Annotated in this window: 17 protein-coding genes; 8 read left to right on the top strand and 9 right to left on the bottom strand. The window is 54.2% G+C overall.

Translation table 11 applies throughout. The features are described from left to right. Positions 1–178 precede the first annotated feature (178 nt). The 8 genes from AC54XV_RS12415 to tssA all read right to left on the bottom strand — a co-directional run bounded on the left by AC54XV_RS12415 (position 179) and on the right by tssA (position 11,174). Positions 179–1,723 carry a sigma-54 interaction domain-containing protein gene (locus AC54XV_RS12415; protein WP_371834290.1) on the bottom strand — a complete coding sequence of 515 codons (1,545 nt, stop codon included), beginning with the start codon at positions 1,721–1,723 and terminating at the stop codon, positions 179–181. Next, positions 1,710–4,301, bottom strand: coding sequence for a type VI secretion system ATPase TssH (tssH, locus tag AC54XV_RS12410; RefSeq protein ID WP_496718771.1), 2,592 nt, complete (start codon positions 4,299–4,301; stop codon positions 1,710–1,712). Before tssH ends, AC54XV_RS12415 begins: the two co-directional genes overlap by 14 nt. A gap of 9 nt (positions 4,302–4,310) precedes the next feature. Continuing rightward, positions 4,311–5,318 carry a type VI secretion system baseplate subunit TssG gene (gene tssG, locus AC54XV_RS12405; RefSeq protein WP_058398490.1) on the bottom strand — a complete coding sequence of 336 codons (1,008 nt, stop codon included), beginning with the start codon at positions 5,316–5,318 and terminating at the stop codon, positions 4,311–4,313. Further along, the gene (gene tssF, locus AC54XV_RS12400) at positions 5,282–7,069 is read right to left on the bottom strand and encodes a type VI secretion system baseplate subunit TssF (RefSeq protein WP_496718769.1); all 1,788 of its coding nucleotides are present in this window, start codon (positions 7,067–7,069) and stop codon (positions 5,282–5,284) included. Before tssF ends, tssG begins: the two co-directional genes overlap by 37 nt. Before the next feature lie 96 nt (positions 7,070–7,165). Further along, on the bottom strand, positions 7,166–7,576 hold the full coding sequence (gene tssE, locus AC54XV_RS12395; RefSeq protein ID WP_080395978.1) for a type VI secretion system baseplate subunit TssE: 411 nt from the start codon (positions 7,574–7,576) through the stop codon (positions 7,166–7,168). Positions 7,577–7,587: 11 nt separating this feature from the next. Then, on the bottom strand, positions 7,588–9,063 hold the full coding sequence (gene tssC / locus AC54XV_RS12390; RefSeq protein ID WP_058398488.1) for a type VI secretion system contractile sheath large subunit: 1,476 nt from the start codon (positions 9,061–9,063) through the stop codon (positions 7,588–7,590). 28 nt (positions 9,064–9,091) lie between these two features. Next, a complete protein-coding gene (gene tssB, locus AC54XV_RS12385) occupies positions 9,092–9,592 on the bottom strand; it encodes a type VI secretion system contractile sheath small subunit (RefSeq protein ID WP_003405674.1) in 501 nt (166 codons plus the stop codon). Positions 9,593–9,623: 31 nt separating this feature from the next. Beyond that, complete coding sequence (gene tssA, locus AC54XV_RS12380) at positions 9,624–11,174, bottom strand: type VI secretion system protein TssA (protein ID WP_024643125.1); 1,551 nt, start codon at positions 11,172–11,174, stop codon at positions 9,624–9,626. Positions 11,175–11,763: 589 nt separating this feature from the next. Between tssA and AC54XV_RS12375 the strand changes: the two genes are divergently transcribed. From AC54XV_RS12375 to AC54XV_RS12350, 6 genes are all read left to right on the top strand, one after another. Beyond that, entirely contained in the window at positions 11,764–12,282 is a 519-nt protein-coding gene (locus AC54XV_RS12375; RefSeq protein WP_024643126.1) for an Hcp family type VI secretion system effector, read from the top strand. Positions 12,283–12,353: 71 nt separating this feature from the next. Next, positions 12,354–14,384, top strand: coding sequence for a type VI secretion system Vgr family protein (locus AC54XV_RS12370; protein ID WP_058398523.1), 2,031 nt, complete (start codon positions 12,354–12,356; stop codon positions 14,382–14,384). After that, on the top strand, positions 14,381–15,262 hold the full coding sequence (locus tag AC54XV_RS12365) for a DUF4123 domain-containing protein (protein WP_024643128.1): 882 nt from the start codon (positions 14,381–14,383) through the stop codon (positions 15,260–15,262). Before AC54XV_RS12370 ends, AC54XV_RS12365 begins: the two co-directional genes overlap by 4 nt. Continuing rightward, the gene (locus AC54XV_RS12360) at positions 15,252–18,650 is read left to right on the top strand and encodes a toxin VasX (protein ID WP_496718766.1); all 3,399 of its coding nucleotides are present in this window, start codon (positions 15,252–15,254) and stop codon (positions 18,648–18,650) included. Before AC54XV_RS12365 ends, AC54XV_RS12360 begins: the two co-directional genes overlap by 11 nt. After that, positions 18,647–19,330 (top strand): hypothetical protein, encoded by a 684-nt coding sequence (locus AC54XV_RS12355; RefSeq protein ID WP_024641452.1) that lies wholly within the window; start codon positions 18,647–18,649, stop codon positions 19,328–19,330. The genes AC54XV_RS12360 and AC54XV_RS12355 overlap by 4 nt, the downstream gene beginning before the upstream one ends. A 227-nt stretch (positions 19,331–19,557) precedes the next feature. Further along, entirely contained in the window at positions 19,558–20,133 is a 576-nt protein-coding gene (locus AC54XV_RS12350; protein ID WP_024639499.1) for a GNAT family N-acetyltransferase, read from the top strand. A 70-nt stretch (positions 20,134–20,203) separates the two neighbouring features. Here AC54XV_RS12350 and AC54XV_RS12345 read toward each other — a convergent pair whose 3' ends face one another. Continuing rightward, positions 20,204–21,772, bottom strand: a complete 1,569-nt coding sequence (locus AC54XV_RS12345) for a TerC family protein (RefSeq protein ID WP_024648908.1) — start codon at positions 21,770–21,772, stop codon at positions 20,204–20,206. A 646-nt stretch (positions 21,773–22,418) separates the two neighbouring features. Here AC54XV_RS12345 and AC54XV_RS12340 point away from each other — a divergent pair. Both AC54XV_RS12340 and AC54XV_RS12335 read left to right on the top strand, forming a co-directional pair. Then, a complete protein-coding gene (locus AC54XV_RS12340; RefSeq protein WP_003407574.1) occupies positions 22,419–22,700 on the top strand; it encodes a hypothetical protein in 282 nt (93 codons plus the stop codon). Positions 22,701–22,852: 152 nt separating this feature from the next. Further along, on the top strand, positions 22,853–23,194 hold the full coding sequence (locus AC54XV_RS12335; RefSeq protein WP_162496673.1) for an FKBP-type peptidyl-prolyl cis-trans isomerase: 342 nt from the start codon (positions 22,853–22,855) through the stop codon (positions 23,192–23,194). Positions 23,195–23,269 lie beyond the last annotated feature (75 nt).

The following is a 23,269-nucleotide window of genomic DNA, read 5'->3' as shown; positions in this document are numbered from 1 at the left end:
GGATGGAGGGTTCTGGACAGCCCAGCGCGCGGTATTGATCATCACTGAACTTGAAATGACCTTTGCACCCTCCAAGGCACATCAGCGCAACGAATGTGATAGGCACAGTGCGCCAACAATGAAAGTTCATTGGAACGTCTCCAGACAAGAAATTAACTAAAACGTGATTATTGAGTGGCTAGGTACGCCGTCCATGAGCAGCACCAATCTTCAGATGTGCCAGGCGGTAAAGCAGCGTGCGCCGCGACACCCCTAACGTGCGTGCTGCAAGGCTCCGGTTACCGCCGCTGTCGCGCAGACTCTCAAGCAGAACGCCACGCTCGAACTGTTCGATGCGCTCACGCAGTGAAAGACCAGCCGGATGGCTTGTCGAGTCGGTGGCAATGGGAAAGTGTTCCGGTCTCAGCTCCGCGTCGTCGCATAACAATACGGCACGCTCGACGAATCCTTTCAGCTCTCGAACGTTTCCAGGAAAGGCGTAACCCGATAACGCTCTCAACGCAGCTTCCGACCACAGCACAGGCTCTCGCTGTGAATTCTGGCAAGCCATGTCGGAGAAATGCCGGGCCAGTATTTCGATATCTTCCACGCGATGACGTAGCGGAGGAAGCTCGATAGGGAACTGCGCCAGACGGTAATAGAGGTCTTCTCGAAAGCGCCCTTCGGCGACCAATGTCGGTAGATGGCGATGAGTCGCCGCGATGATTCGCACATCTACCTTGCGAACGTCGTTGCCGCCCAGTGGACGAATCTCGCCCTCCTGCAAGACCCGCAGAAGCTTTGCCTGTAATTGCAGCGGCATATCGCCAATTTCGTCGAGTACCAGCGTGCCGCCATGCGCTGCGTCGAACAGGCCAAGCCGATCACGATCGGCGCCGGTAAACGCGCCTTTGCGATAACCAAAGAGTTCGCTTTCCAAAAGGGCTTCCGGAAAGGCGGCGCAATTCTGTACCACGAGCGCGTTGGAGCGACGAGGTCCGTGTTCGTGAATGGCACGAGACACTATCTCCTTGCCTGTCCCTGTCTCACCCGTCAGCAGTACCGTGCAAGTACTGTCGAGAATCTTGCTCAGAAGATGGGTGGTTCGATCCAGGGCAGCGCTACGCCCTATAAGTCCAAAGCGCTCTGCCGGTAGGGCGCGCCAGCGCGGATGCAGCTTTGCGCCCACAGGCCTGGCTGATGACTGCAGAACGGATAATTGGCAAATCACGAACGACCCCAGAGCACCTAGCGATTCTGCATAGCTTTCCAACTCTGCAGGATGCCTGCTCACACATACCAGCACCCCGACGGTTGTCCGCTCACGATTGTGCAGCGGAATACACAGCAGTGATTTCCACTCTTGCGCCTCTACCGGTAGAAAGCGGGTTCCGTAAAGACTGCTGCTGATTTTCGGCACGCTGACAACCCGGTTCTGAAGCAGACAGAACTGCAGTAAAGGCTCGTCGTAGTAGTCTTTAAGTGAAATCGTTTTCTGATCAGGCTGAATGATGCTATCGACGGTCTGCGCAGCAAGGCAGAGGCGTTTGTGGCTCGCGTCGAGCAAAAACAACTGGCTTGCCTGGCAGCTACTGAGCTCGGCAGCAGATAGTACAAAATCATGCTGCAACGACTGGCTATCGGCTGATCGGGAGAGCGCCGAGTATCGCGAAACCAATGTTTGCGCATAGCCTAATGAGTCGTGTAGCGAATGAAAGGACGAGACCACCTTATTCGAACTCACAGACAACACCACCTGAACTGTCCAGTGTTGCGTGAACCCTGACGACCTTGTCACCACGGCTCATGGCGCCAAGTAAATGGTCTGCTATCAAGGGGGTCAGACTGGACTCCAGTAACTGATCGATCAGCCGGGCGCCGCTGTCGTCTTGCGTACACTGCTCAAGCAGATAGCAAACCAGATCATGCGAATAGCTGAAGGTCAGGCCACGGGATTGAAGCCTCTCGCCAAGACGAGCCAACTTTAACTCGACCAGTTCACGCAGCGCCGACCCCATGATCGGGTAATAAGGCACAACCCGCATTCTAGCCAGCAATGCCGGTTTGAAATGCGCACTCAGTATCGGTTTCAGCCTGTTTTTCAGCTCCGTGACATCAGGTCGTCTGCCCTCTTGGCAGCTTGCATGGATCAGATCGGCACCCAGGTTGGAGGTCATCAGAATGAGAGTGTTGCGGAAATCGATTTCCCGGCCCTCTCCGTCGTTGGCCGTGCCTTTATCGAAAATCTGGTAGAACAGATTCAGTACATCCGGATCAGCCTTCTCCACCTCATCGAGCAGAATGACTGAATACGGTTTGCATCGAACGGCATCGGTCAACATCCCCCCTTCGCCATAACCGACATAGCCCGGAGGGGCGCCGATCAATCGGGAAACGGTATGCTTCTCCTGAAATTCGGACATATTGATCGTCGTGAGAAAACGTTCGCCGCCATACAACAGATCAGCCAGAACAATGGCTGTTTCCGTCTTGCCCACTCCGCTGGGTCCGACCAGAAGAAATACCCCTGTTGGGGCACCGGGTGCATTCAAACCCGCAGCCGATGCCCGGACTGCCTTTTCAATGGTCAGCATCGCCGGCTCCTGACCCCGGATGCGCATACGCAGTTCTGAGGAAAAGCTGTTGATTGCCGGGCTGTGCTCCTGAGCCAGACGCGATACAGGAATTCCAGTCCAACCACCCACTACTTCAGCTATCAGCCTGGGGCATACCTCAAAGCTCACGAGACGCTCGTTCATCTGAATATCGATCAGGGTCTGTCGAACCTGGGCCAACTCGGACGCAAGCGCGCGTATGGACTCACACTCATTCGCCTCAGCCGACTGTGCTGTTCGGTCAGCCAGTCGCTTGCGCAGGTCCAGCAGACGCTCGACGGCTTTCCGTTGATCAGCCCACGTACACTCCAGCACTACAGCCTCGCTCCGCAGCCGTGACAGATCGGCAGCCAGCGTATCCAATGCCTTGTCATCAACCGACAGACCGGCATTGGCATCACGCCGTGCTGCTTCGAAATGCCTCTGCTGACGCGCCATCTCGCTTCGTAGATATTCAAGACGCTCAGGCACGGCGACCAGAGCGATTCGTGCTCGAGCGCAAGCTGTATCAAGCAGATCGATTGCCTTGTCCGGCAACTGGCGCCCGGTGAGATAGCGTGCCGAAAGCCGGGCTGCGGCGACTACAGCATCATCGCGCAGATAGACACCATGAGTACGTTCATATAGCGGAGCAAGCCCGCGCAGAATGGTGATGGCCTGCTCTACTGTCGGCTCCAGCACCCGGACCGGTTGAAAGCGACGTGCAAGCGCCGGATCCTTTTCAAAATATTGTCTGTACTCGGCCCACGTCGTCGCTGCAATGGTCCGTAACTCGCCGCGTGCCAATGCCGGCTTCAACAGATTGGCCGCATCCGAACCACCCGCCTGCGCACCGGCGCCGACGAGTGTGTGAGCTTCATCGATGAAAAGAATAACCGGACTGGATGAGGATTTGACCTCGTCAATCACGCCCTTCAAACGACGCTCGAACTCGCCCTTGATACTGGCACCCGCCTGGAGCAGCCCCATATCCAGAGACAGTAATTCAACGTTTTCCAATAGATCGGGGACTTCCCCGTGAACGATTTTAAGCGCCAGCCCTTCGACAACCGCAGTCTTGCCGACACCCGCCTCGCCCACCACAATGGGGTTGTTCTTGCGTCGACGAGACAGGATATCGATCATCTGACGCAGACAGTCATCACGGCACAGCACAGGATCGAGCACCCCCTCCCTGGCCTGCTGCGTCAGATTATGAGTGAAGCGTTCGAGCAGCGAATCACATTGATTCACTGACGGTTTTGTTACCTCCGGCATCTGTTCGGCAAGGGCATGATCGCGAAAGCGCTCGATATTAATCTTCGCCAATAATGGCTGGTATGGACGGTCGGCATAGCGCAAGGGATTACGCAGCAAGGCAAGAATCAACGCAGACTGATCAATCAGGCTTTGGCCCAGATCCAGATTGGCAATCAACAGCGCGTCCTGAAGCCATTGAACAAGTTCGGCAGAAAATGCCGGGCTCCGGGTAGCACTTTGCTCGACTGGCGGGTGAAGAAACCCTGCAAGTTCGTCAGCCCCAACCTCGGCGTCCAGTAACGCACGGGCAAGTATCCCATCAGGTCTTTCCAACAGGGCAAGCAACAGGTCTTCAACCAGAATTTTGCTGCTGCCTCTCGAAACGCAGCGTTCGGCCGTTCCCTCCAGTTCTCCGCGTGTAGGCGCATCGAGGGCATTGACGAGTTGCTGCAAATCTCCATCGATCATGAGTCATCCTTAATGTATCGGTCTGTTGAGCATGACCAGACCCAGGGCATGCTCGCGCCCGAGCCAGGTGGTCCAGCCCAGGTGACAGGTGTTCGATTGGCCAATGCGCAGTTCTCTGATGTCTTCATGGCGCAGCTCAAGACAAACGTCGTAGTCCAAAGGATCGCGTAACGTGAATCGGACAAGAGCGCCCAACGGACGGTAGCCGGGGCCGATGGGTAAAAATTCGTGGAACCGCTCCCAATCGAGTTCTTTCACGTGGACGCGAAACTTGCCACTCCGATCAGGGACCCGATTACCCAGAACAACAGTGCGTCCTAACTGATGATTGGTCACTCCAAGGCAATTAAGCTGAGAGCTGCGAATATCGACGGTTCGCTCAACGCACTGCTCGATAAACAGCTGAGCGTGCTTGAAGTAATAACGAAGCACCGACTCGATCAAGGCGGCCGAATGAGCGCGCAGGCTCAAGAGCCCCAGATACGGCAACAACCGTTTCCAGTTCAATTCGGGAGTTTCGCGAATGCGCTGCCCGTGCAGGCCGATCAGTGCAAACAGCTGTTCGGAAAACGGATCTGTCGCGCCACGGGTGAACATGGCGTGATAGCGATACTTGCGCCATACGGGGAGCATTAACATCTGCAATCGACGATTAAAAATATCCAGAAAATCGCGAGTCACATTAGGCTTGTCCCGCTCACCCAAGGCTTGTTCAGCATAAAAAGCGGGTAATGGAGAGCCGGAACCGACCAGGCTCATCACATTTAGATCAAGTCGTACGTGCAGCTGACCCTGCTCGTAAAAAAGCTCCATGCATTCAATATCACTGCCAGGAAATCCAAGACCCGGATTTGCCCGCAATTCGAGAAAATCATGAACGCGGCGCTCATCCGTATCGGGATGGATTTCACGCAAAGTATTGAGAATCAGCGGTATCGCCTGATAAACAGAGTACCGCCGTATGTCCTGACTCAGCCTGGCTAAAGCAGCGGTTGCATGCCCATGCGCGGTGCCCATTCGTATCCTCCACCTTGTGTGCTCTTTACATGAAGTTCGTGAAAGGAATTCAGGCTCGCGTAGAGCGCAAAGAATTCGTTTAGGACGGAGGCGAACAAGAACAAACTGCCCTCCCCTGCAAAGCCGTCAGGTTCGACGGTCAACTCCGTCCTGACTCCCCTTACAGGCAGCCCGTCATGCAGGCAGTCGATATGTTGGTGCCGAATGGACTTCAACCCGCCCAGGAGATGCTTACTGACTTTCTCTGCCTGCGAATCGTAATACCGAGGCAAATCGTACGTTTCGAGAATCACTTTCAGTGCTTCGATATTTTCGAGCGACAAGTAGTTGAGCGACATGTTACTGATCACACGCCAGAGAAAATCCCCGTCCATGGGTGGCGCAAATGTTTTCGTGGCAGGCGTTATATTTCTGAAACGCAAAAAGTCAGGGGTGCCCTCACAGGGTTTACATAGGCCTCCTGCCTTGATTTGCAACGGAAGGTCGCCGTTAGTGCATGTCATCTCAATGGACATTGTCTCGTCAGTTCGCCCAGCTCGAAGACCGAAGCTTAAAAATGTATCAAGCCCCTTGTGCTGCGGCGAAGTACGATGCCTCACGCTGTAGTAAGGCGAGTCACTATCCACATCGACCGCAGCGTCATGTTCAAACGATTCGAAGGGTACGTAATTCTGATAGCCCAGCCCTCCAGGCTGCCAGCCAACCACCTTATCGACCGAGTACACACCACAACCGCCGTGTGCGTAATGCGCAGGAATGAGCAGATATTCGTCCTGCCGGGCATCCGCAAGAATGGGCAAGGCATCCTGTTTGAACAGGTTCACGACCGGCGTGCAGTAAAGCTTGATGTTTTCGAGGGTAGGACGAAGGAGTTGCATGTCCTTTCCTTGCACATCAAAAACAAGTTGTAGCCCGCGCGCGCGCTTCACCAGGTCGTCAGTCAATGAGTGAATGACATCGAAACCGAGAACATCGACAAAAAGAAACTTCTCAGGGAAAAAGAAATACGCTTGCAGGTAGCGATAGCCCCGAAAGGTATTGAGTGGGTAGGGAATCAACGACTCCTCTTCAGCGAAGCCTACAGGTTTCACGTGTTCCACAGGAATGATCAGTTCGATCGCTTTACCTGAAGAGTTCAGTAACGGTTCGCCCATCGCATCAAGAGGCAATAATGTGATGCCCTTGAGCTTCTGCATTATCGCGAAGTAAATAGCTTGGCTGACGCGACGCTCACCCGCCAGGTGCAAGCGCAACTGACTGAACTTTACCTCGCCTAAATGGCTGTCTCCATTCATCGCCAGACACAGCTTCAGCGTTGTCCCGCCCCCGCTTGACGAACAATAGAGGTGAGTCAGTTTCAACGGTAATACCTGAGTGGCAAAGCAGGTACGGAAATGGCACACCTGATCATTCACTGGTTCGCTTTCTACAGGTGTTGCTCGCTCCACAACGAAACCCGGGCCGGAGCCGTCCAGAGCGTCAAACTGAAGCATGCTCACCGAGGGCAGAGGTCGAAGGTAGTTGGGCCATAACAACTGCATGAGGGAGTGGGTCAGCTCAGGTAAATCTTCATCCAGCTTTTGACGCAAACGGCCCGTCAGGAAAGCAAACCCCTCAAGTAAACGTTCTACGTCCGGGTCCTTGCCCGCCTGCCCTAAAAAAGGAGCCAGCGCCGGATTACGCTCGGAGAAGCGACGCCCAGACTCTCGGAGAGCCGTCAGTTCTTCTTGATAATAGAGGTTAAATGACACCGTTTTTCTACCTGGCCGGTCGTAAATCGATAATGAAAAATCTGGGTATAAAACTGTAGATAATCGGCGCACCGCCTCGCGAGGCGAAAAACTTACTCAAATAATGCTTATTTTGCCGTCGCCACCGAGCATTGCAGAAAATCGAATGGACTTCTTTACACCTGCAATGTCCAGAGCCGCACCGATCGAGAATGTTCGCCTCAGCAGACAACCTTCGTGTTCTTCCACCGTCACGTGAACATCGAACAATCGTGGTTCATATGTTCGAATCATCTTTTCGATGATCATGCGAGAGTGCCTCAGCGTATCGTCAAGGCTCAGCCCCATATTGTTCAAGTCAGGGAGACCATAATCAGGCAGCATCTTTACGCTACTGGCGCGCGTACCCAGCATCTTGGTCAGATGAGCTGATATCAACATCATTAACTGCTCTTCCTTGTCAAAAGACTGCTGTTGCAGTACGTCACCTGCCAAGCGTTGAAAGAGGCTACCTTTTGGATTCATCATCAATAGATGATCTACTCTTTATCCATTTTGCCGACCAGCGACAGCGTAAAGTCAGCGCCCATGTACTTAAAATGAGGACGAACATTCAGACTGACCCGGTACCAGCCAGGATCACCCTCAACATCACTGACAATGACCTGTGCCGTGCGCAGCGGTCGTCTGCCACGCACTTCTGAACTCGGATTCTCCTGATCCGCAACGTACTGACGTATCCATTTGTTAAGCTGACTCTCCAGGTCCGCTCGCTCTTTCCAGGAACCTATCTGCTCTCTCTGCAGCACCTTGAGGTAATGTGCGAGGCGATTGACGATCATCATGTAGGGCAGTTGAGTGCCTAGCTTGTAATTAAGCTCGGCTATTTTCCCCTCTGGATTGTTGCCAAAAAACTTGGGCTTCTGTACTGAGCTGGCAGAAAAGAACGCTGCGTTGTCGCTGCCCTTGCGCATGGTTAATGCGATAAAGCCCTCTTCCGCCAGCTCGTATTCACGACGGTCAGACACCAGTACCTCAGTCGGAATCTTGGTCTCGATTTCACCCATGCTGTGGAAGTGGTGTAAAGGCAGGTCTTCAACAGCACCACCGCTCAAAGGACCAATGATGTTGGGGCACCACCGAAATCTGGCGAAGCTGTCTGTCAGCTTGGTAGCAAATGCATAGGCCGTATTGCCCCACAAATAGTGCTCGTGGTCGTTCGAGACGTTTTCCTCATAGGCAAACGTCTTCACCGGATTTTCCTTCGGCCCGTAGGGGCTGCGTAAAAGAAAACGCGGTACTGTCAGTGCGAAATAACGCGCGTCTTCCCGCTGCCGAAAGCTTTGCCATTTGGCGAACTGCGGCCCTTCGAAGTGATCTTTCAGATCCTTTAGGTCGGGCAGACCGGTGAACTGCTCAAGCCCGAAAAAATCGGGGCCTGCGGCCGCAATAAAAGGTGCATGCGCCATGCAGGCAACGCTTGAAACGTACTGCATGGTCTTCACATCGGGAGCGCTTGGCGAGAAGAAATAATTGGCAATGATCGCGCCTACGGGATTACCGCCAAACTGACCATATTCAGCGGTATAGACATGTTTGTAGAGGCCCGATTGAACCACTTCAGGCGAGTCTTCAAAATCGTCCAGAAGATCTTGCTTGGAAACACTTAACAACTCAATTTTTATATTTTCGCGAAAATCGGTTCTATCAATCAGTAACTGCAGCCCGCGCCATGATGCTTCCAACGCCTGAAATTCTGCATGATGGATGATCTCGTCCATCTGGCGACTCAGCTTGACGTCAATCTCGGTAATCATCCGATCAACCAGCGCTTTTTTGACCGGCTCGTTGTTATTACGCGGTTTCAGCAGTTCTTCAATAAATGCAGCCACCCCTCGCTTGGCAATACCATAGGCGTCGTCACAAGGCTCTAATCGGGTATGTGCAATAATCTGATCGAGAATTCCATGGTGAAGTTCACTTGCATCGCGCTGCGGTATGGCTTTTGTGTTCATATGTTAATTCCTGACAATGGGTCCGATGTTACTGTTGCGCCGCGACATCCAGGCCAAGCTCATCCAGCACGTTCTTACGCGATGTTTCATCCGTAATGACCTGCTCGATGGCCTTACGAAAAGAAGGCATGTTCCCCAACGGCCCCTTGAGCGCCATGAGGGCGTTGCGCAGCTCCATCAATTTTTTAAGCTCAGGAATCTGTTCGACGAGACTGGCAGGGTTGAAGTCTTTCATCGAAGAGACCTTGATGCTGACAGTGAGATCGTCAGCCCCGCTTTCAGCCTGCAAGCGGTCAGGTACATTCAGTACCAGCTCAAGCTCCTGCTTCGCCAACACATCATCGAAATTGTTCTTGTCGATACTGATTGATTTACGGTCCTCAAGCTTTCGCTCGTCCGCGCGCTGTATGAAATCGCCAAGAACCAGCAACTTAAGTGGCAGCTCTATTTCTTCCTGCGCACCACCAACAGCAGGCTTGAACGTCACGTTGATCCGCTCTTTGGGCGCTACAGAGCCTTCTCTGGCCATTCCATTTCCCCTCAATTTATTAAACTGTACGTTAGCCATCAATAAATCTTTCAAGGTCGTGATGACACAACCTCTGGTAAATCACTTCTTTGCGCGCTGCTGCCTTATCGTTAAGAGCCATTCGCTCATAACAGCTATATAACAAGCGCGACACGTCGAGGAAGATCGTGGGTTCCCATGCCGGGAGGCTTGCTGATTGAAACTCCTGATCAAGAGACTCAAGTTGAACCTTCGCTAACTCATATTTATTTGCATCGATACAGAGACGTGCGATGCATAGTTTGCAGAAAAATCGCTCTCGCCCGCCCTCTAAACCATTCATTCGATCACTCACTAATTGCACAGCAGCTTTCAGCCCTTTTGTCTGCAAAACCGGCAGTGCATCGTGGTACAACGAATTTCGTTCTGAGGCGTCATGCTGACTTTCGCTGCCATACGCATTTCCGACATGGACCTCGGCAGGCAGGATATAAGTGGCGATCCACTGTAATGTCTCCGCGTCTGCAAACGGCACACCGTCGTGAAAGCGAAGTTCAACAAGGTCTGGAATGCGCTTTAAAAGCAAAGCAAACTGAGCTTCCACTTCGCGCATTGCCGCTTCGCCCCCCAGGGCTTTCAGACAGTTCCAGACCATTCGCTGACCATCAAACCAAAAAGGCGACCCCGCAAGACTTGCTTCAACATCCACAATAAGGTCTGCGTAAAGACCCTGTTCGAATCGCTCTTGGTAATTGCTTAATTTGTCAGCGGGCAACCTCCTTAACGGGGTTATTTTTTCACTGTTTCTTTCAGGAAGACTGTCCACTGCATACCAGGTCTGCGAACGACCCAGGCGGAAAGCTCGCGGATCTGTCGTTTTTTGCTTAAGCCACCATCTGCAAAGGCTACGTACGGAGTACTCCTGCACACTTAAAGTCCGCTGGGCGTCTTTCTCGTTGTCGATGTGAGAGTCACTTGAAAATAACTGGACCGCAGCCTGCTTGACGCGCTCCACCACCTTGACAGGCTCTTTCTCAACTTGCTCAGCGCGCTGAATCATACGGGCGAGCCGTCTTCGCAACGGCAGCAGCAACGGGGCATCACTTCCCAGATACAGATTAAATATTTCATCCAGGCCATCAAGCTGTCTGAGCAGTTGCTGGAATTCAGGAAGCTGGTGAGTAATGGAAATATCCTCTCCCAGCGCCTTGTCGAGTTTCAGCAAGAGCCATTGCATGGCCGCTGAACGTGTTCGTAATTTTTTGGGATGAAAAAGCAGCCAATGCTCTTTGCACACATAATGAATCAATCCCAGCCCCGCAGATAATCCGTTAACAGACTCGCATTCATATAGAGCCCACGCCAGCCAGCTGGCGACGCGCAGGTCTTTGGACTGATTTGAAAGGATATGTTCGCAGCCCTCTCTGATCCGCAGCCAGTCTACATTCACTTCCCCGAGAATGGCCTGTGCACCGCCCAACTCACGCTCCAAGGCTTCAAACGCCGTAGAAAAACGGATGTCTTCGCCTGCATAATCACCCGTTGCGACAGGATGCCGGGCCAGATCCAGATATCGAATAGAGAGCTTGTCTTTACTGGCCACTGCTCATATTCCCGCACGCCGTGCATTTCATTGTGAACGAATTGTCTAACCACTCATAAAGCCAGGCAGACCTTATCGTCATAAAAACCAGCAAGCAAGATGACACTTGATAGATAGTAGACTTTCGGAAAATTCTTACAAACAAACGAAGAGAATACGTAGGAACGCATATAATTTATGTACCAAAATATTTAACAACCTAACTATCTATTGACTAAACACGCTATCACATGCTCATCAGAACACACATATATATTTGGCTTAAAACTCACCCAGGAGGCGCCATTAAACGGCCAGCAACCTTGCCAATAGCACGTACAAAATCCATGACCTTCCGCACAAAAAGACCAGATATAGAAATATGGATATATTTGGATAGAATCCTGGAAAGCTGCGCAAAAAAATGAAAATAGTGTGCAGAAACTTGCGCAAGTTACTCGAAAAAATTCACAACGAGCGTCACCCTCATAGCCAAATCAGCTGACAATACTGACTTAAGAGATACCTGGCACGTAACTTGTTATAGCGATGCTTCGATCTCCAAGCCAATTCGCTTGTGAGGCGCCACCGACTGTAAGGAAGGACGTTAATGCCTACACCCGCCTATATGACTGTCATAGACGCCAATCAGAAAATACTGACAGCAGGAGCTTTCACAGCAGACTCTGTCGGCAACGTCTATCAGGAAGGCCATGAAGATGAAGCAATAATCCAGGCATTCAGCCATAACATCATTACACCCTGTGATCCTCAGTCAGGGCAGCCTACTGGCCAACGCATTCATGGTCCTGCGTGTGTCACGAAAATTTTCGACAAGACCTCGCCATTGCTTCTGGAGGCTCTTTGCTCAGGCTCAACACTAAGCAAAGTCGAAATCAAGTGGTACCGGACGTCCATCGATGGCAAGCAGGAACACTATTACACCACCACCCTGGAGGATGCGGTCATCGTCAACATCAAGTCCTACATGCACAACTGCCAGGATCCGCAGAACTCGCACTTTGGACACCTGGAGGACGTTCAATTCAGCTATCGCAAAATAACCTGGGACCACGTAAAGGCCACTACTACCGGGTCTGATGACTGGAGAAGTCCGAAGTCGGCATAACTCCGCTGCCCCGGCGGTTCGACAGGATCGGCGGGGTTTTTATAAACCGGCTAGACACGGTGGTCCCTATGATGCTGAACCCCGCTGATCGACCTTACTTCAGCCTGAGCGTCGACGGCCCTGAGCATGATTTTCAAATCCTTTCCTTTACCGGCCACGAAGCTATCAATCAGCCCTTCTGTTTCAAGCTTGAGCTGGTCAGCGAGCGCACGTCGATGGATCTCGAAAGCCTGCTGAATTGCCCCGCATTTCTGCAGTACACATCCAGGGGCAACGGCATTCATGGAATGATCGATCAGGTTTCCCAAGGCGATTCCGGCAGGCGTCTTACACACTACTCAGTCACCTTGCGACCGAACCTGGCACGGCTCAGACACCGTACCAATCAGCGTATTTTTCAGAATCGCACGGTACAGAAGATCATTGAGCAGGTACTGGAAGAACATCACCTGATGGGCGATGCCTACAGCTTCCAGCTTGGTACGACTTACCCGGAGCGCGAATACTGCGTTCAGTATGGCGAGTCGGACCTGCACTTCATCCAGCGGCTTTGCGAAGAGGAAGGCCTGCATTACCACTTCAAACACAGCCACACGGCACATCAACTGGTGTTTGGTGATGACCAGACCGTATTTCCGAAACTAAGGCCGGTTATCTATAAGCAGGACAGCGGCCTGGTGCCCGGTGATTCGGTCATCAAGCGCTTCAGGTTGCGCCTGGAAACACGTACAAACAGCGTTACCCGCCGCGATTATCACTTTGAAAAACCGCTTCTGAAAATGGAAGGTTCGGCGTATGACAACGCCTGGCCGGAGCTGGAGAACTATGAATATCCGGGCGGCTTCACTCACCGGGGTCGGGGCGCGCATCTGGCGAGCCGCGCACTTGAGCGCCATCGCCAGGATTACCGGCTGGGCGATGGCCAAAGTGATCAACCCACCTTGGTCAGCGGCCATTTTCTACCTTTGCGCGAGCACCCCAACGAGGAATGGAACGACCTGTGGCTGTTGACCGAGGTTCGTCACGAGGGCCGCCAGCCGCAGGGGCTTGAGGAGTCCGCCTATGCATTACAGGACAAGGGTGACTTTCATCAGGGCTATCGCAATACCTTTCTCGCTACACCGTGGCAAGCCTCGTATCGCCCTCCCCGGCATCATCCCAAGCCAAGAATATTCGGCAGCCAGACTGCTGTGGTCACCGGTCCGAAAGATCAGGAAATACACTGCGACCGGCACGGTCGGGTCAAAGTGCAGTTTCATTGGGACCGCGAGGGGCAGGCCAATGATCGGAGCAGTTGCTGGGTAAGGGTTTCGTCCGGTTGGGCCGGTAATCACTACGGCAGCATGGTCATCCCGCGAGTCGGTATGGAAGTACTGGTGACGTTCCTTGACGGCGACCCTGACCGTCCATTGGTCAGCGGCTGCCTGTACCACGCAGAGCACGTCCCGCCCTACGACCTGCCTGCACATCAGACGCGCAGTGTATTCAAGACCCTGAGCAGCCCCGGTGGCAACGGTTCCAACGAACTGCGCATCGAAGACCGGGCCGGTCAGGAGCAGATCTACATTCATGCCCAGCGCGACTGGGAGCAGAACATCGAGCATGAGCAGAAAATCCGGGTCGGTCATCATCGGCATGAGCGGATCGAAGGCAACAGCTACAGCGAGTTCAAGACCGAGGAACATCGGACTGTCGATGGCGACCGGCTGACCGAGGTAAAAGCGAGCGATCACGTCACGGTGGGCGGAACCCGGCACATCAGAGTGGGTGATGGATTACTGGCCCACGCCGGACAGGAAATCCACCTCAAAGCCGGTAACAAACTGATCATTGAGGCGGGGCTTGAAATCACGCTAAAAGCAGCCGGCTCCTTTATCAAGATCGATGCCAGTGGCGTGACCGTGAACGGGTCTCAGATAAAGCTCAATTCGGGGGGCAGCCCCGGAAACGGCTCTGGAGCAACCCCGCTACTTCCAGGTAATGCAGAGCGACCAGAAGCTGGCGAATCAGGTGACATGCTGATCTCCGCACAGCGACAGGCAATGACACGCAGCCCACTTTGTAGCCAATGCTCGCAAGCAACCGAAGAAACGAAAAAATGAATCAAGCCAATTACCTGTTGATTGACGGAGTGCTGAGACCTGACGCCGTAAAGCAGCTATACCAGTACGACGAGCCTATCGAGATCGCTCCGCTTTATCTCGGCACACGGTGGGCGGAGATCATGGATTTAGGCCCTGTACTTGTGCGCACGGCTCATCCCTCCGAACTCATTGCGCAGTGGCATCGACATCCTGAACAACGTATCGACGCCTGCATTTTTTCCAGCAATGCGTCCTTGAAAATCGTCTCTGAACATTTGCAGCGTTTCCTGAGCCCCCTTGATTATCTCGGTCATTCAAGTCTGCTGCGCTTCGCAGATCCGCTGGTGATGCACTACTGGCTATCGAGCTATGACCCTGAACATTTGAGCTCGACGCTAGGCCCAATCGATCAACTTTGGGTTCAGAGCCCCCAGCGCAGTTGGCAACAAAACCTCGATCCAGCGATCACGACATTTGTTAACGAACGTGCGCAAAAAGTCTCTCGATCGCATTTTTCTCTGGTGAGCGAACGTCAGTTGCAAGCCTTCGAAAGCTGCTATCGATGGCTCTTCGAAGGGCGAATTTATGAATGGGTCAAAAAGCAGGATCCGCTGGCCTTTCTGGACCAGAGCGACGATCAGATCGAAATCTGGCTGACGCATGTCGTGGACAGCGCAATTGAGTGGGGGCTGGTCAGTGAATATGCATTGGCGACCTGGGCAGACATCTGCCACGACTGGGGTCTTGGCTTTGCGAGCTCGCCACAGGGCCACTACCAATCCTGGTGTGCTCAACACCCCGAGCAACAGCGCTTGCCCCCGGAACTCCGCGTAACCGGACTCGATGAATACCGTCAGAAAGTTCGTATAGACAGGGATGCCACGCATGACCGATAAATCCGGCACACATTCGCAACGACGTGCTGCAACGTTCGCCAAGATACCCGCCACGGCCACCAGTCTGTGCCCCTTCCGAAAACCTGAGGTCGCCATCGTGCCAGTGCGCTATGCGCTGGACCGCTCCCGCTACGATGCCGCGCCCGAGAAGCTGAAACCGCTACTCAAGGGCAGCCGCTGGGCGGTGATGCCGAAGCTGAAAACACGCAGTTATACCCTTCGCCAACTGTATGACGGCTATGTGTATGTCTACGACGAAACAGCCGAGACGTTGCATGAGTACGCGGTGTCAGCCGCCACAGGCAACCTGAGCCGTATTGTCTGGACCGATGCGCAGCTTGGCAGTGACCAGCGCAGTGGCGGCAGCGACGGCAAGCCTTTTCTGCTGTATCCGCGAAACAACCGGCTTCACATCGCTTTTTCAGCGCAGCAGTGGACGTGGCGAATCTGCGAACACCTGCGCTCCAGTCCGGAAAGCCGCGCTTCATGGATGAAAGCGCTGGATCTGAAACGCTACTGCACGACCATGGCCGAGCCGGATACCTTGCCATTGAACCGTATCGCCGAGGCGGTGGCGGACATCGACAAGGAGTATGTGGTCGATGATGACCGGTTTGCAGACTCGGCGATTCCTGCTGCTCGCCCGCCTTCGGATAGCGATGAAGTTAAGGCACTGTTTTCGCCAATCGGCGCTGACGTTTTCTGGCAGGGCAGCGTTGAAGATCAGGACAGCTCTCTGCTCATCGCCCTCGAAGATCCGCTGGCCATTTTCAACGATCTGGGCATGCAACTGGCCGCCGATCAGGCCGCTTACCGCAACTGGCAAGCCGAGCACGAACACAAGATCCAGATCGCCCAGACCGTCACCGCGCTATGTGGCGCTGAAAGTGAACCGGAGAAACTGCCGGCATCGGTGCGCGGCAATGCGGCGCTCACCCATCAGTACCTGAGCGACGTCGAAGCCTATTTTGAACAATGCATTTTTGAACAAGAGCAGATCGGCAACAACACCGCTCCCGGAGGCGTGCTATTGCTACCGGATATTTTCAAGAGTCCGGAGATGCGCAGATCGCTTGAAATGCGTTATGGCAGCGCGCCCTCCGACGAGGCCCTGCAAGCCTGGAAAGATCGCCACAAATGGCGGCGCGAGGTCGATCTGAGTGGTGCGCGTGCGTACCTTCAGCAGCACCTGCCAACCGGCGACACACTGCTGCAGCAGGTGCGAGACACGCAAAGCGACTTTCGGCAATGGTCGACCCATCTGGGCACGGAACCGCTCAAGCTTTTTGTCGACACCACCCACCCAGAAAGTCTGCTGTACCTGCAAACGGTCATGCTCAATCTGCAGATCATTTACGCTCAGGACAGCGCCGCCAGCGCCTGGCTCGCCGAGCAGGAAGCCAACGACAGCAGCCTGTTTGGCACCTTGCGCTACGGCTTCTCACCGGCGCTCAAACACGCCCTACACCAGGAAGCTAACGCACTGCTGAACGGCCTCGGCGACATCACCAACCTGGCCACCCGCATCGGTGAACTCAACGGCACGCTCAATCATCAGGGCTTTGCCGACAAGCCGTGGATGAAGGCGCTGAAACAACCTGTTCAGGACACCTTCAAAGCTCTCGGCCAACTGGCCAGCAGCGCAGGCAAGGCGACGTTCGAAAGCATCCTGCTGGCCTGGGTGCCTATCGACAGCCGCATGGCGGTGGGCAAGCAGCAGAACATCGTCGCACTGATACGCACGCTGTTGATCGGCCAGATTTTGCTCGATTCAAAGGCGCGTATCGCGATCGATCACAACATGCTCGCGAAGCTGAAAAACTGGATCAGCGAATGGCGGGTACTCAACAAACAGATCAGTGATACCCGTCGCAGCTGGCTCTACCCAACCGCTTACAACCCCCGCAAAAGCATCGCCAGCCACCTGCGCGCCCTCGAGCAAAAGCTTCGCCTGCACGAACTGAGCATGCCGGCCCTGCTCGACTTTCAGAACAACCAATACGCCAGGCAGTTGCAGGACGAGATTCGCCTGCACTTCCAGTCCGGCAAAGCCATCACCAAAGAATGGCTGAGCACCGCCAGGCGCTGGTTCGATGGACTGGGTGGGATTGCCGGCTCGATCACCTGGGGCGTGATCATGCTCAACTTGATCAACACCGCCTTTACCTATCGCGACCTTACTCAAGACGGAAACTTCAGCACCAAGGACATAGGCAAGGTGATGTATGGATTGGGATATAGCTTTAACCTGTTGATGGCGGTATTTGTTGAAGCGCCATGGGCGGTTATCAGGGATGCGACGCCGGTGCTGATCGATGGCAAGAATGTCGGGATTCTGGATCGCTCCGCGGGTTACTGGAGGGCGAAGGGAAATGCGGCGTGGAGTGGTGCGATACGGGGGTTCAAGGTTTCGATGGTGGCGATGGGTGGGTTTGGACTGGCGGCGGTTACGCTTGAACTATTTGATGTCACAAATGATTTTTACGCAGCGAAAACATCAGAGGAAAAAAACGCAATTATTGTAAAGGGCATTTCTATATTCGCAATGGGAGTAGGCTCAACTTTTCAATTGATGGCAGGGTTGTCCCCTGCAAGCACCTTCACAATTGTTGCGATGAGTCCATGGTTCAGTGTTGCGCTGCTCGTAATAGGATCGATATATCTTTTTACTACGATGGCTTTGAGTTATTTCAAGCAAGACAGTGTGGGCTGGTGGCTACGCAAGTGCTGTTGGTCGAGAACCCTAGACTATCGCTACCCCGAGACTGCCAAAGGCGAGAGTGAAGAAGTACGCGCATTGATGGAAATTCAATTGTCTCCGCAGATTCATGTTAAAAGCACCGTGCATTATGAGAATCGTTATCTTGGCAAAGGCGATTACTACAGCGTAGCGGTACAAAATGGCGCTGGAGTACAAGTACGCTTGCCAAAGCTGGTACGCGGGGAGTCCGTGCACTTCAACATGGTCAGCAGCAAGCGACCATGGGGCGTGCTACCTGTAGAAAAAATAGACGACCCACTGCATCAAGCTTTTCTGGACCGTGGGCAATTCAGGAAGGCCGAACAATTCGGGACGCTTACCAACAATCCAGCTGGCAAGGCGAGTGAAGATTTCACCTATCCTCTCATGCCACCTGAAAATGAAGACCTCATCTGGGAAACCTGGGTGCCGCTCGACAAGGACGCAACATATCTTGAGTTGCAAATCTGGTACCCGGCCAATCTGATCAATCCTGGCGAGGACGATAGAAGCTATCTGTTTCAGATGAAACTTGGCACAAGAGGCGATACTGCTATCGATGGTTTGGCTGCTGTGGAGCTTGAAGTGAAGGCATCAAGCAGGATTGGCACACTGACTCTGGAAGTAGCAGAGGGTACACCTGTATGAATCAGCAAGAAAAAGCCTTGTACCTGCCAAAAAGTAAAGACGTTCTGAACTGGAAGATCAAAACATTTGCGAGATCGCCTAGAGAAATGATGATAACTCAGTCCATATTCATTGCGATCTACATGACAGGAAGCACACTTTACATGTGGGGAGGCTGGATAATGTTTTCAGACAGCCTCTACTCATTAGTGGGCACGATACTCGCGCTTGCCGGAATTCTTGCTTATTACCTATGCCTCCTCATCCGCCAAAAAACCATCTACAACTACACCATCACCACCCACCACGCCTTCGTAGAGTACTACCTCCACTACCCCGACTTCGCCTCTTCCTTTTTCAAAGGCATCGCCATCGCCGTGATCATGCTGTTCGTATTCGTCGCCATACTCACCGGCTCACTGCTCTTCCTGGTCGGCCCTGTCGCCATGGCCTTTATCGCAGCCATCAAGCTACTCAACTGGGAAAACCCCATCCACCACGAACAAAGCCTGCCATGGGGCGAGTACAACTTCGTCACTGTCGACCGCAAACGCTTGATGATCATCACGCACCGCACGGACGTCACTCTCGGCTTCGAAGCCCGCTTCCAGCACGAAGTACTGTTCAACAAGTACCTGAGCTTTCTCCAAACCGTGCTCCCCTCCACGGCCGAGTTCACCGAAAAAGCCTGGAAGTGGTAGCACACCCACGCTAGGCTCTGTACGAAAGTCGGCGAGCGAAGGTCAGGCGAGGCAAAAACAGGCGAGGAACGGCCGGGGTCGCGTTCGACTCTACGTGTTGTAAATGAGCATTCCGATTGGACTCGCATCCGAGCCTGTTTTTACGAAGCATCACCGAGCGCAGCCACTTTTCGTACAGAGCCTAACGTACACGCCGGACTTCAAGCCCTACCCAACAAGGCCTCACCATGATCCAGATCCGCCCCATGACACCGGAAGATTTCGAGCGCTTCTGGCCCACCTTTCAGGCTGTCGTCATCGCTCAGGAAACCTACGCCTACGACCCTGCACTCACTCAGGAGCAGGCTCGCGATCTGTGGATGAAGGCGCCGCTGCACACGCTGATTGCCGAGGAAGATGGCCAGCTGTTGGGCAGCTATTACCTGAAGGCCAATGCGGCAGGCCCGGGTGGTCATGTCTGCAACTGTGGCTATATGGTGACGGACGCGGCGCGGGGTCGTGGTGTGGCGCGGTTGATGTGCGAGCATTCGCAGCAACTGGCGCGCGACAGCGGGTTCCTGGCGATGCAGTTCAATTCGGTGGTCGCCAGCAATGAGGTGGCGGTCGGGTTGTGGAGCAAGCTGGGTTTCGAGACGGTCGGGCGGTTGCCCAAGGCTTATCGTCATGCCCGATTGGGCCTGGTGGATTGTCTGGTGATGTTCAAGTGGCTGGCTGATGAGCCAGTGGCCAAAGAGCCTGCGCAGCCCAAGCTGATCGGCCGCAAGAATATCGAATCCGTGGTGTCGCGTCCGCGTCGAAAATAAGCATGACGCGCACATGAAAACGGGGCCTGCTCAGCATGAGCAGGCCCCGTTTTGCATTACAGCTCGGTGCTTATTTGCCAGCCCCCATGTCGGGCTGCTTCTGCAGCAATACCCGAGTCACTCGGCGCTCTTCCACACCGACGACGTGCAGGTTCCAGCCCTGCCAGCTGAGGCTGTCGCCGGTAGACGGCAGGCGATCCAGCAGGCTCATGACCAGTCCGGCCAGGGTCTGATAATCCTCGGTCGCTTTGGCCTGGAAGCCGGTGCGCTCGCGAATCAGGCTCAGGTTCAAGGCTCCTGATACCACGAAGTCCTCGCCCTGCTCGACGATGTCCGGACCTTCCACTTCGCTGGCGTCGGGCAACTGACCGGCGATGGACTCGAGAATGTCGGTCATGCTCAACACGCCGATGAAGTCACCAAACTCGTTGACCACAAAGGCGATGTGCGTCGATTCCTTGCGCATCTGCTCCAGGGCATTAAGGATGGTGAAGCTTTCCAGCAGGTTGATCGCCTTGCGCGACATCAGTTTCAAGTCGGGCTCGTTGCCGGACAACAGCTCCTTGAACAGCTCTTTCTTGTGCACGAAGCCCAGCGGCTCATCGATACCGCGCTCGCCAATCAGCGGCAGACGCGAGTAGGACGAGTGCATCAGTTTCAGACGGATCTTTTCGGCGCTGTCGTTCAGGTCGATACAGTCGACTTCCGCCCGCGGCGTCATCACCGTGCGAATCGGCCGCTCTGCCAGCTGCAGTACGCCGCTGATCATCACACGCTCACGACGGTCGAACACCGGCTCGCTGCTTTCACCATCCAACATGTCGGTGATTTCCTCATCGACGTCACCAGACTCCAGCTTGCGACCGCCCAACAGGCGCATCACCGCGTGAGCCGCCCGCTCGCGGCGCGGCAGGTGGCCATGAGACGACTTCTTGCTGCGCTTGCGGGCGATCTGGTTGAACACCTCAATGAGAATCGAGAAGCCGATGGCCGCATACAGATAGCCCTTGGGAATATGGAAACCCAGGCCTTCGGCGGTCAGGCTGAAACCGATCATCATCAGGAAGCCCAGACACAGCATGATCACCGTCGGGCGGCTGTTGACGAATTTGGTCAGCGGCTTGCTGGCAATCATCATCAGGCCGATGGAGAAGATCACCGCGATCATCATCACCGACAGGTGCTCGACCATGCCGACGGCGGTAATCACCGCATCCAGCGAAAACACGGCGTCCAGTACGACGATCTGCGCAACGATGGGCCAGAACAACGCATAGCCCGCATTACCGGCGCGCTGGGCGACATGCCCTTCCAGACGCTCGTGCAGTTCCATGGTGGCCTTGAACAGCAGGAACACACCACCAAACAGCATGATCAGGTCGCGACCGGAGAACGTCTTGCCGAATATTTCGAACAACGGCTCGGTCAGGGTCACCATCCACGAGATGCTCGCCAGCAGGCCAAGACGCATGATCAACGCCAGCGACAGGCCAATGACGCGCGCCTTGTCGCGTTGTTCAGGGGGCAGCTTGTCGGCCAGGATGGCGATGAACACCAGGTTGTCGATGCCCAGCACCAGTTCCAGCACGATAAGGGTCAGCAGGCCAAGCCATGCCGTGGGATCAGCGATCCATTCCATGGGTTATGCAGCCTCACGATAAAAATGGCAGGAGTGGTTATTGGTCACTGTAGACCAGACACCATGGCTGAACATCAGGCATGGCGTTGCAGCGTCAGGACGCGAAGGTCTGCCGGAATCCATACAGTGCAAGAGGTTAAGTAGAGAGACGTTCGAATGAAGCGGTCTGCTCGGTAACAGTGAAATCACCGGCCAGCCATACGCGATGGAAGGAGGACAACTCGGAGGCTCCTGGAGGGTATTCATACAGTCCTGAAAATCAATACGGGCGCTGATCGTACAATACCCATAGATGTTTCGTACGTTGAGAAAGTATTACAAGACTTGACCACGGAGCATGCTGCTTGCTGAGCAGCAAATGAGCACGGGGCGACGTTTTGTCACACCTCCAGGCACTACCAGTTGTCTGACAACAGAATGGCGCGGGTAGATGCGCCAATCCATTTGTTTTAAAATGTTTCCATAACGTCAGGCATGCGCAGTGCTTCTCGCGATCCGTTTCACATCGCCCTTCACTGCTCGCCTGAACAGAATCATAAAAAGAAAGCCCGTCATAGACGGGCTTTTTTCGTTTTCAGCTTTTGCATCCGATGTCCTCGACGGCATCAGGGCAACCCGTTTTCTTGACCTTTGAGGTGATTTACCCATGCTGCGCATCGTTGTTGTTCATTTGTTCCAGTGGCTCAAGCGTCTGTCGTCCGCGCTGTTCTTCCGCAGCGCAGAGGACAACTATTCGCGCAGCTTCACACGCGAAAACGATGACGAAGGCCGCTGGACCTTTGTTTCGATCGTCATCGTTCTGACCCTCAGCCTTTATTGCCTGGCTGGCCTGGGTTACTACGCCAAGACCAATATCTGGGACGGCTTCACTCAGGAGCAGAAAGACAATATCGCGCAGGCCATGGTAGTCAGCTCGCAGAATCTCTGAGAGGCACTGGATTCGACCCAACGGGGGAAGCGAAAGCTTCCCCCGTTTTCGTTTCACCGGTTTGTCATGAGGCGGCTTGTCATGAAGCGGCTTTTCTGCGAGAAAGCCCGCTCGCGCCAATGACAGAGCGCGCAGCAACCGGAAGCATCGCAATGAGCAAAGAATTACAGATTACCGATCTGCATATCGGCGAGGGCAAGGCAGCGGTAAAGGGTGCGCTGATCACCACGCATTACACCGGAACTCTTGAAGACGGGACTGTGTTCGATTCCTCCCACGAGCGTGGCAAGGCGTTTCAGTGCGTGATCGGCACCGGTCGCGTCATCAAGGGCTGGGACCAAGGCCTGATGGGCATGAAAGTCGGCGGCAAGCGTCAACTGTTCGTCCCTGCCCACCTGGCCTACGGCGACAGAAGCATGGGCGCGCACATCAAGCCCGGTGCCGACCTGACGTTCGAAATAGAACTGCTGGAAGTGCTGACCCGCGACGATTGAGCAGCTTGCCTTGCAGATCAGCCTGCATCGGCCGATACCCTGACACACGGGCACACGCCTGATTGCTTGTTATCG

This window comes from Pseudomonas fragariae (ex Marin et al. 2024) (genome assembly GCF_059621105.1).
Note: the sequence above shows the minus strand (reverse complement) of the source record. Positions and strands in the feature narration are given on the sequence as shown.

Excerpts from the sequence above, each read along its gene's own strand:
- tssB (WP_003405674.1), bottom strand. The coding sequence starts at position 9,592 with ATGGCCAGAGAAGGCTCTGTAGCGCCCAAAGAGCGGATCAACGTGACG.
- AC54XV_RS12365 (WP_024643128.1), top strand. The coding sequence starts at position 14,381 with ATGAATCAAGCCAATTACCTGTTGATTGACGGAGTGCTGAGACCTGAC.
- AC54XV_RS12355 (WP_024641452.1), top strand. The coding sequence starts at position 18,647 with ATGAATCAGCAAGAAAAAGCCTTGTACCTGCCAAAAAGTAAAGACGTT.
- tssH (WP_496718771.1), bottom strand. The coding sequence starts at position 4,301 with ATGATCGATGGAGATTTGCAGCAACTCGTCAATGCCCTCGATGCGCCT.
- tssE (WP_080395978.1), bottom strand. The coding sequence starts at position 7,576 with ATGATGAATCCAAAAGGTAGCCTCTTTCAACGCTTGGCAGGTGACGTA.
- AC54XV_RS12370 (WP_058398523.1), top strand. The coding sequence starts at position 12,354 with ATGCTGAACCCCGCTGATCGACCTTACTTCAGCCTGAGCGTCGACGGC.
- AC54XV_RS12375 (WP_024643126.1), top strand. The coding sequence starts at position 11,764 with ATGCCTACACCCGCCTATATGACTGTCATAGACGCCAATCAGAAAATA.
- AC54XV_RS12360 (WP_496718766.1), top strand. The coding sequence starts at position 15,252 with ATGACCGATAAATCCGGCACACATTCGCAACGACGTGCTGCAACGTTC.
- AC54XV_RS12350 (WP_024639499.1), top strand. The coding sequence starts at position 19,558 with ATGATCCAGATCCGCCCCATGACACCGGAAGATTTCGAGCGCTTCTGG.
- tssC (WP_058398488.1), bottom strand. The coding sequence starts at position 9,063 with ATGAACACAAAAGCCATACCGCAGCGCGATGCAAGTGAACTTCACCAT.
- AC54XV_RS12340 (WP_003407574.1), top strand. The coding sequence starts at position 22,419 with ATGCTGCGCATCGTTGTTGTTCATTTGTTCCAGTGGCTCAAGCGTCTG.
- AC54XV_RS12335 (WP_162496673.1), top strand. The coding sequence starts at position 22,853 with ATGAGCAAAGAATTACAGATTACCGATCTGCATATCGGCGAGGGCAAG.
- tssG (WP_058398490.1), bottom strand. The coding sequence starts at position 5,318 with ATGGGCACCGCGCATGGGCATGCAACCGCTGCTTTAGCCAGGCTGAGT.
- AC54XV_RS12345 (WP_024648908.1), bottom strand. The coding sequence starts at position 21,772 with ATGGAATGGATCGCTGATCCCACGGCATGGCTTGGCCTGCTGACCCTT.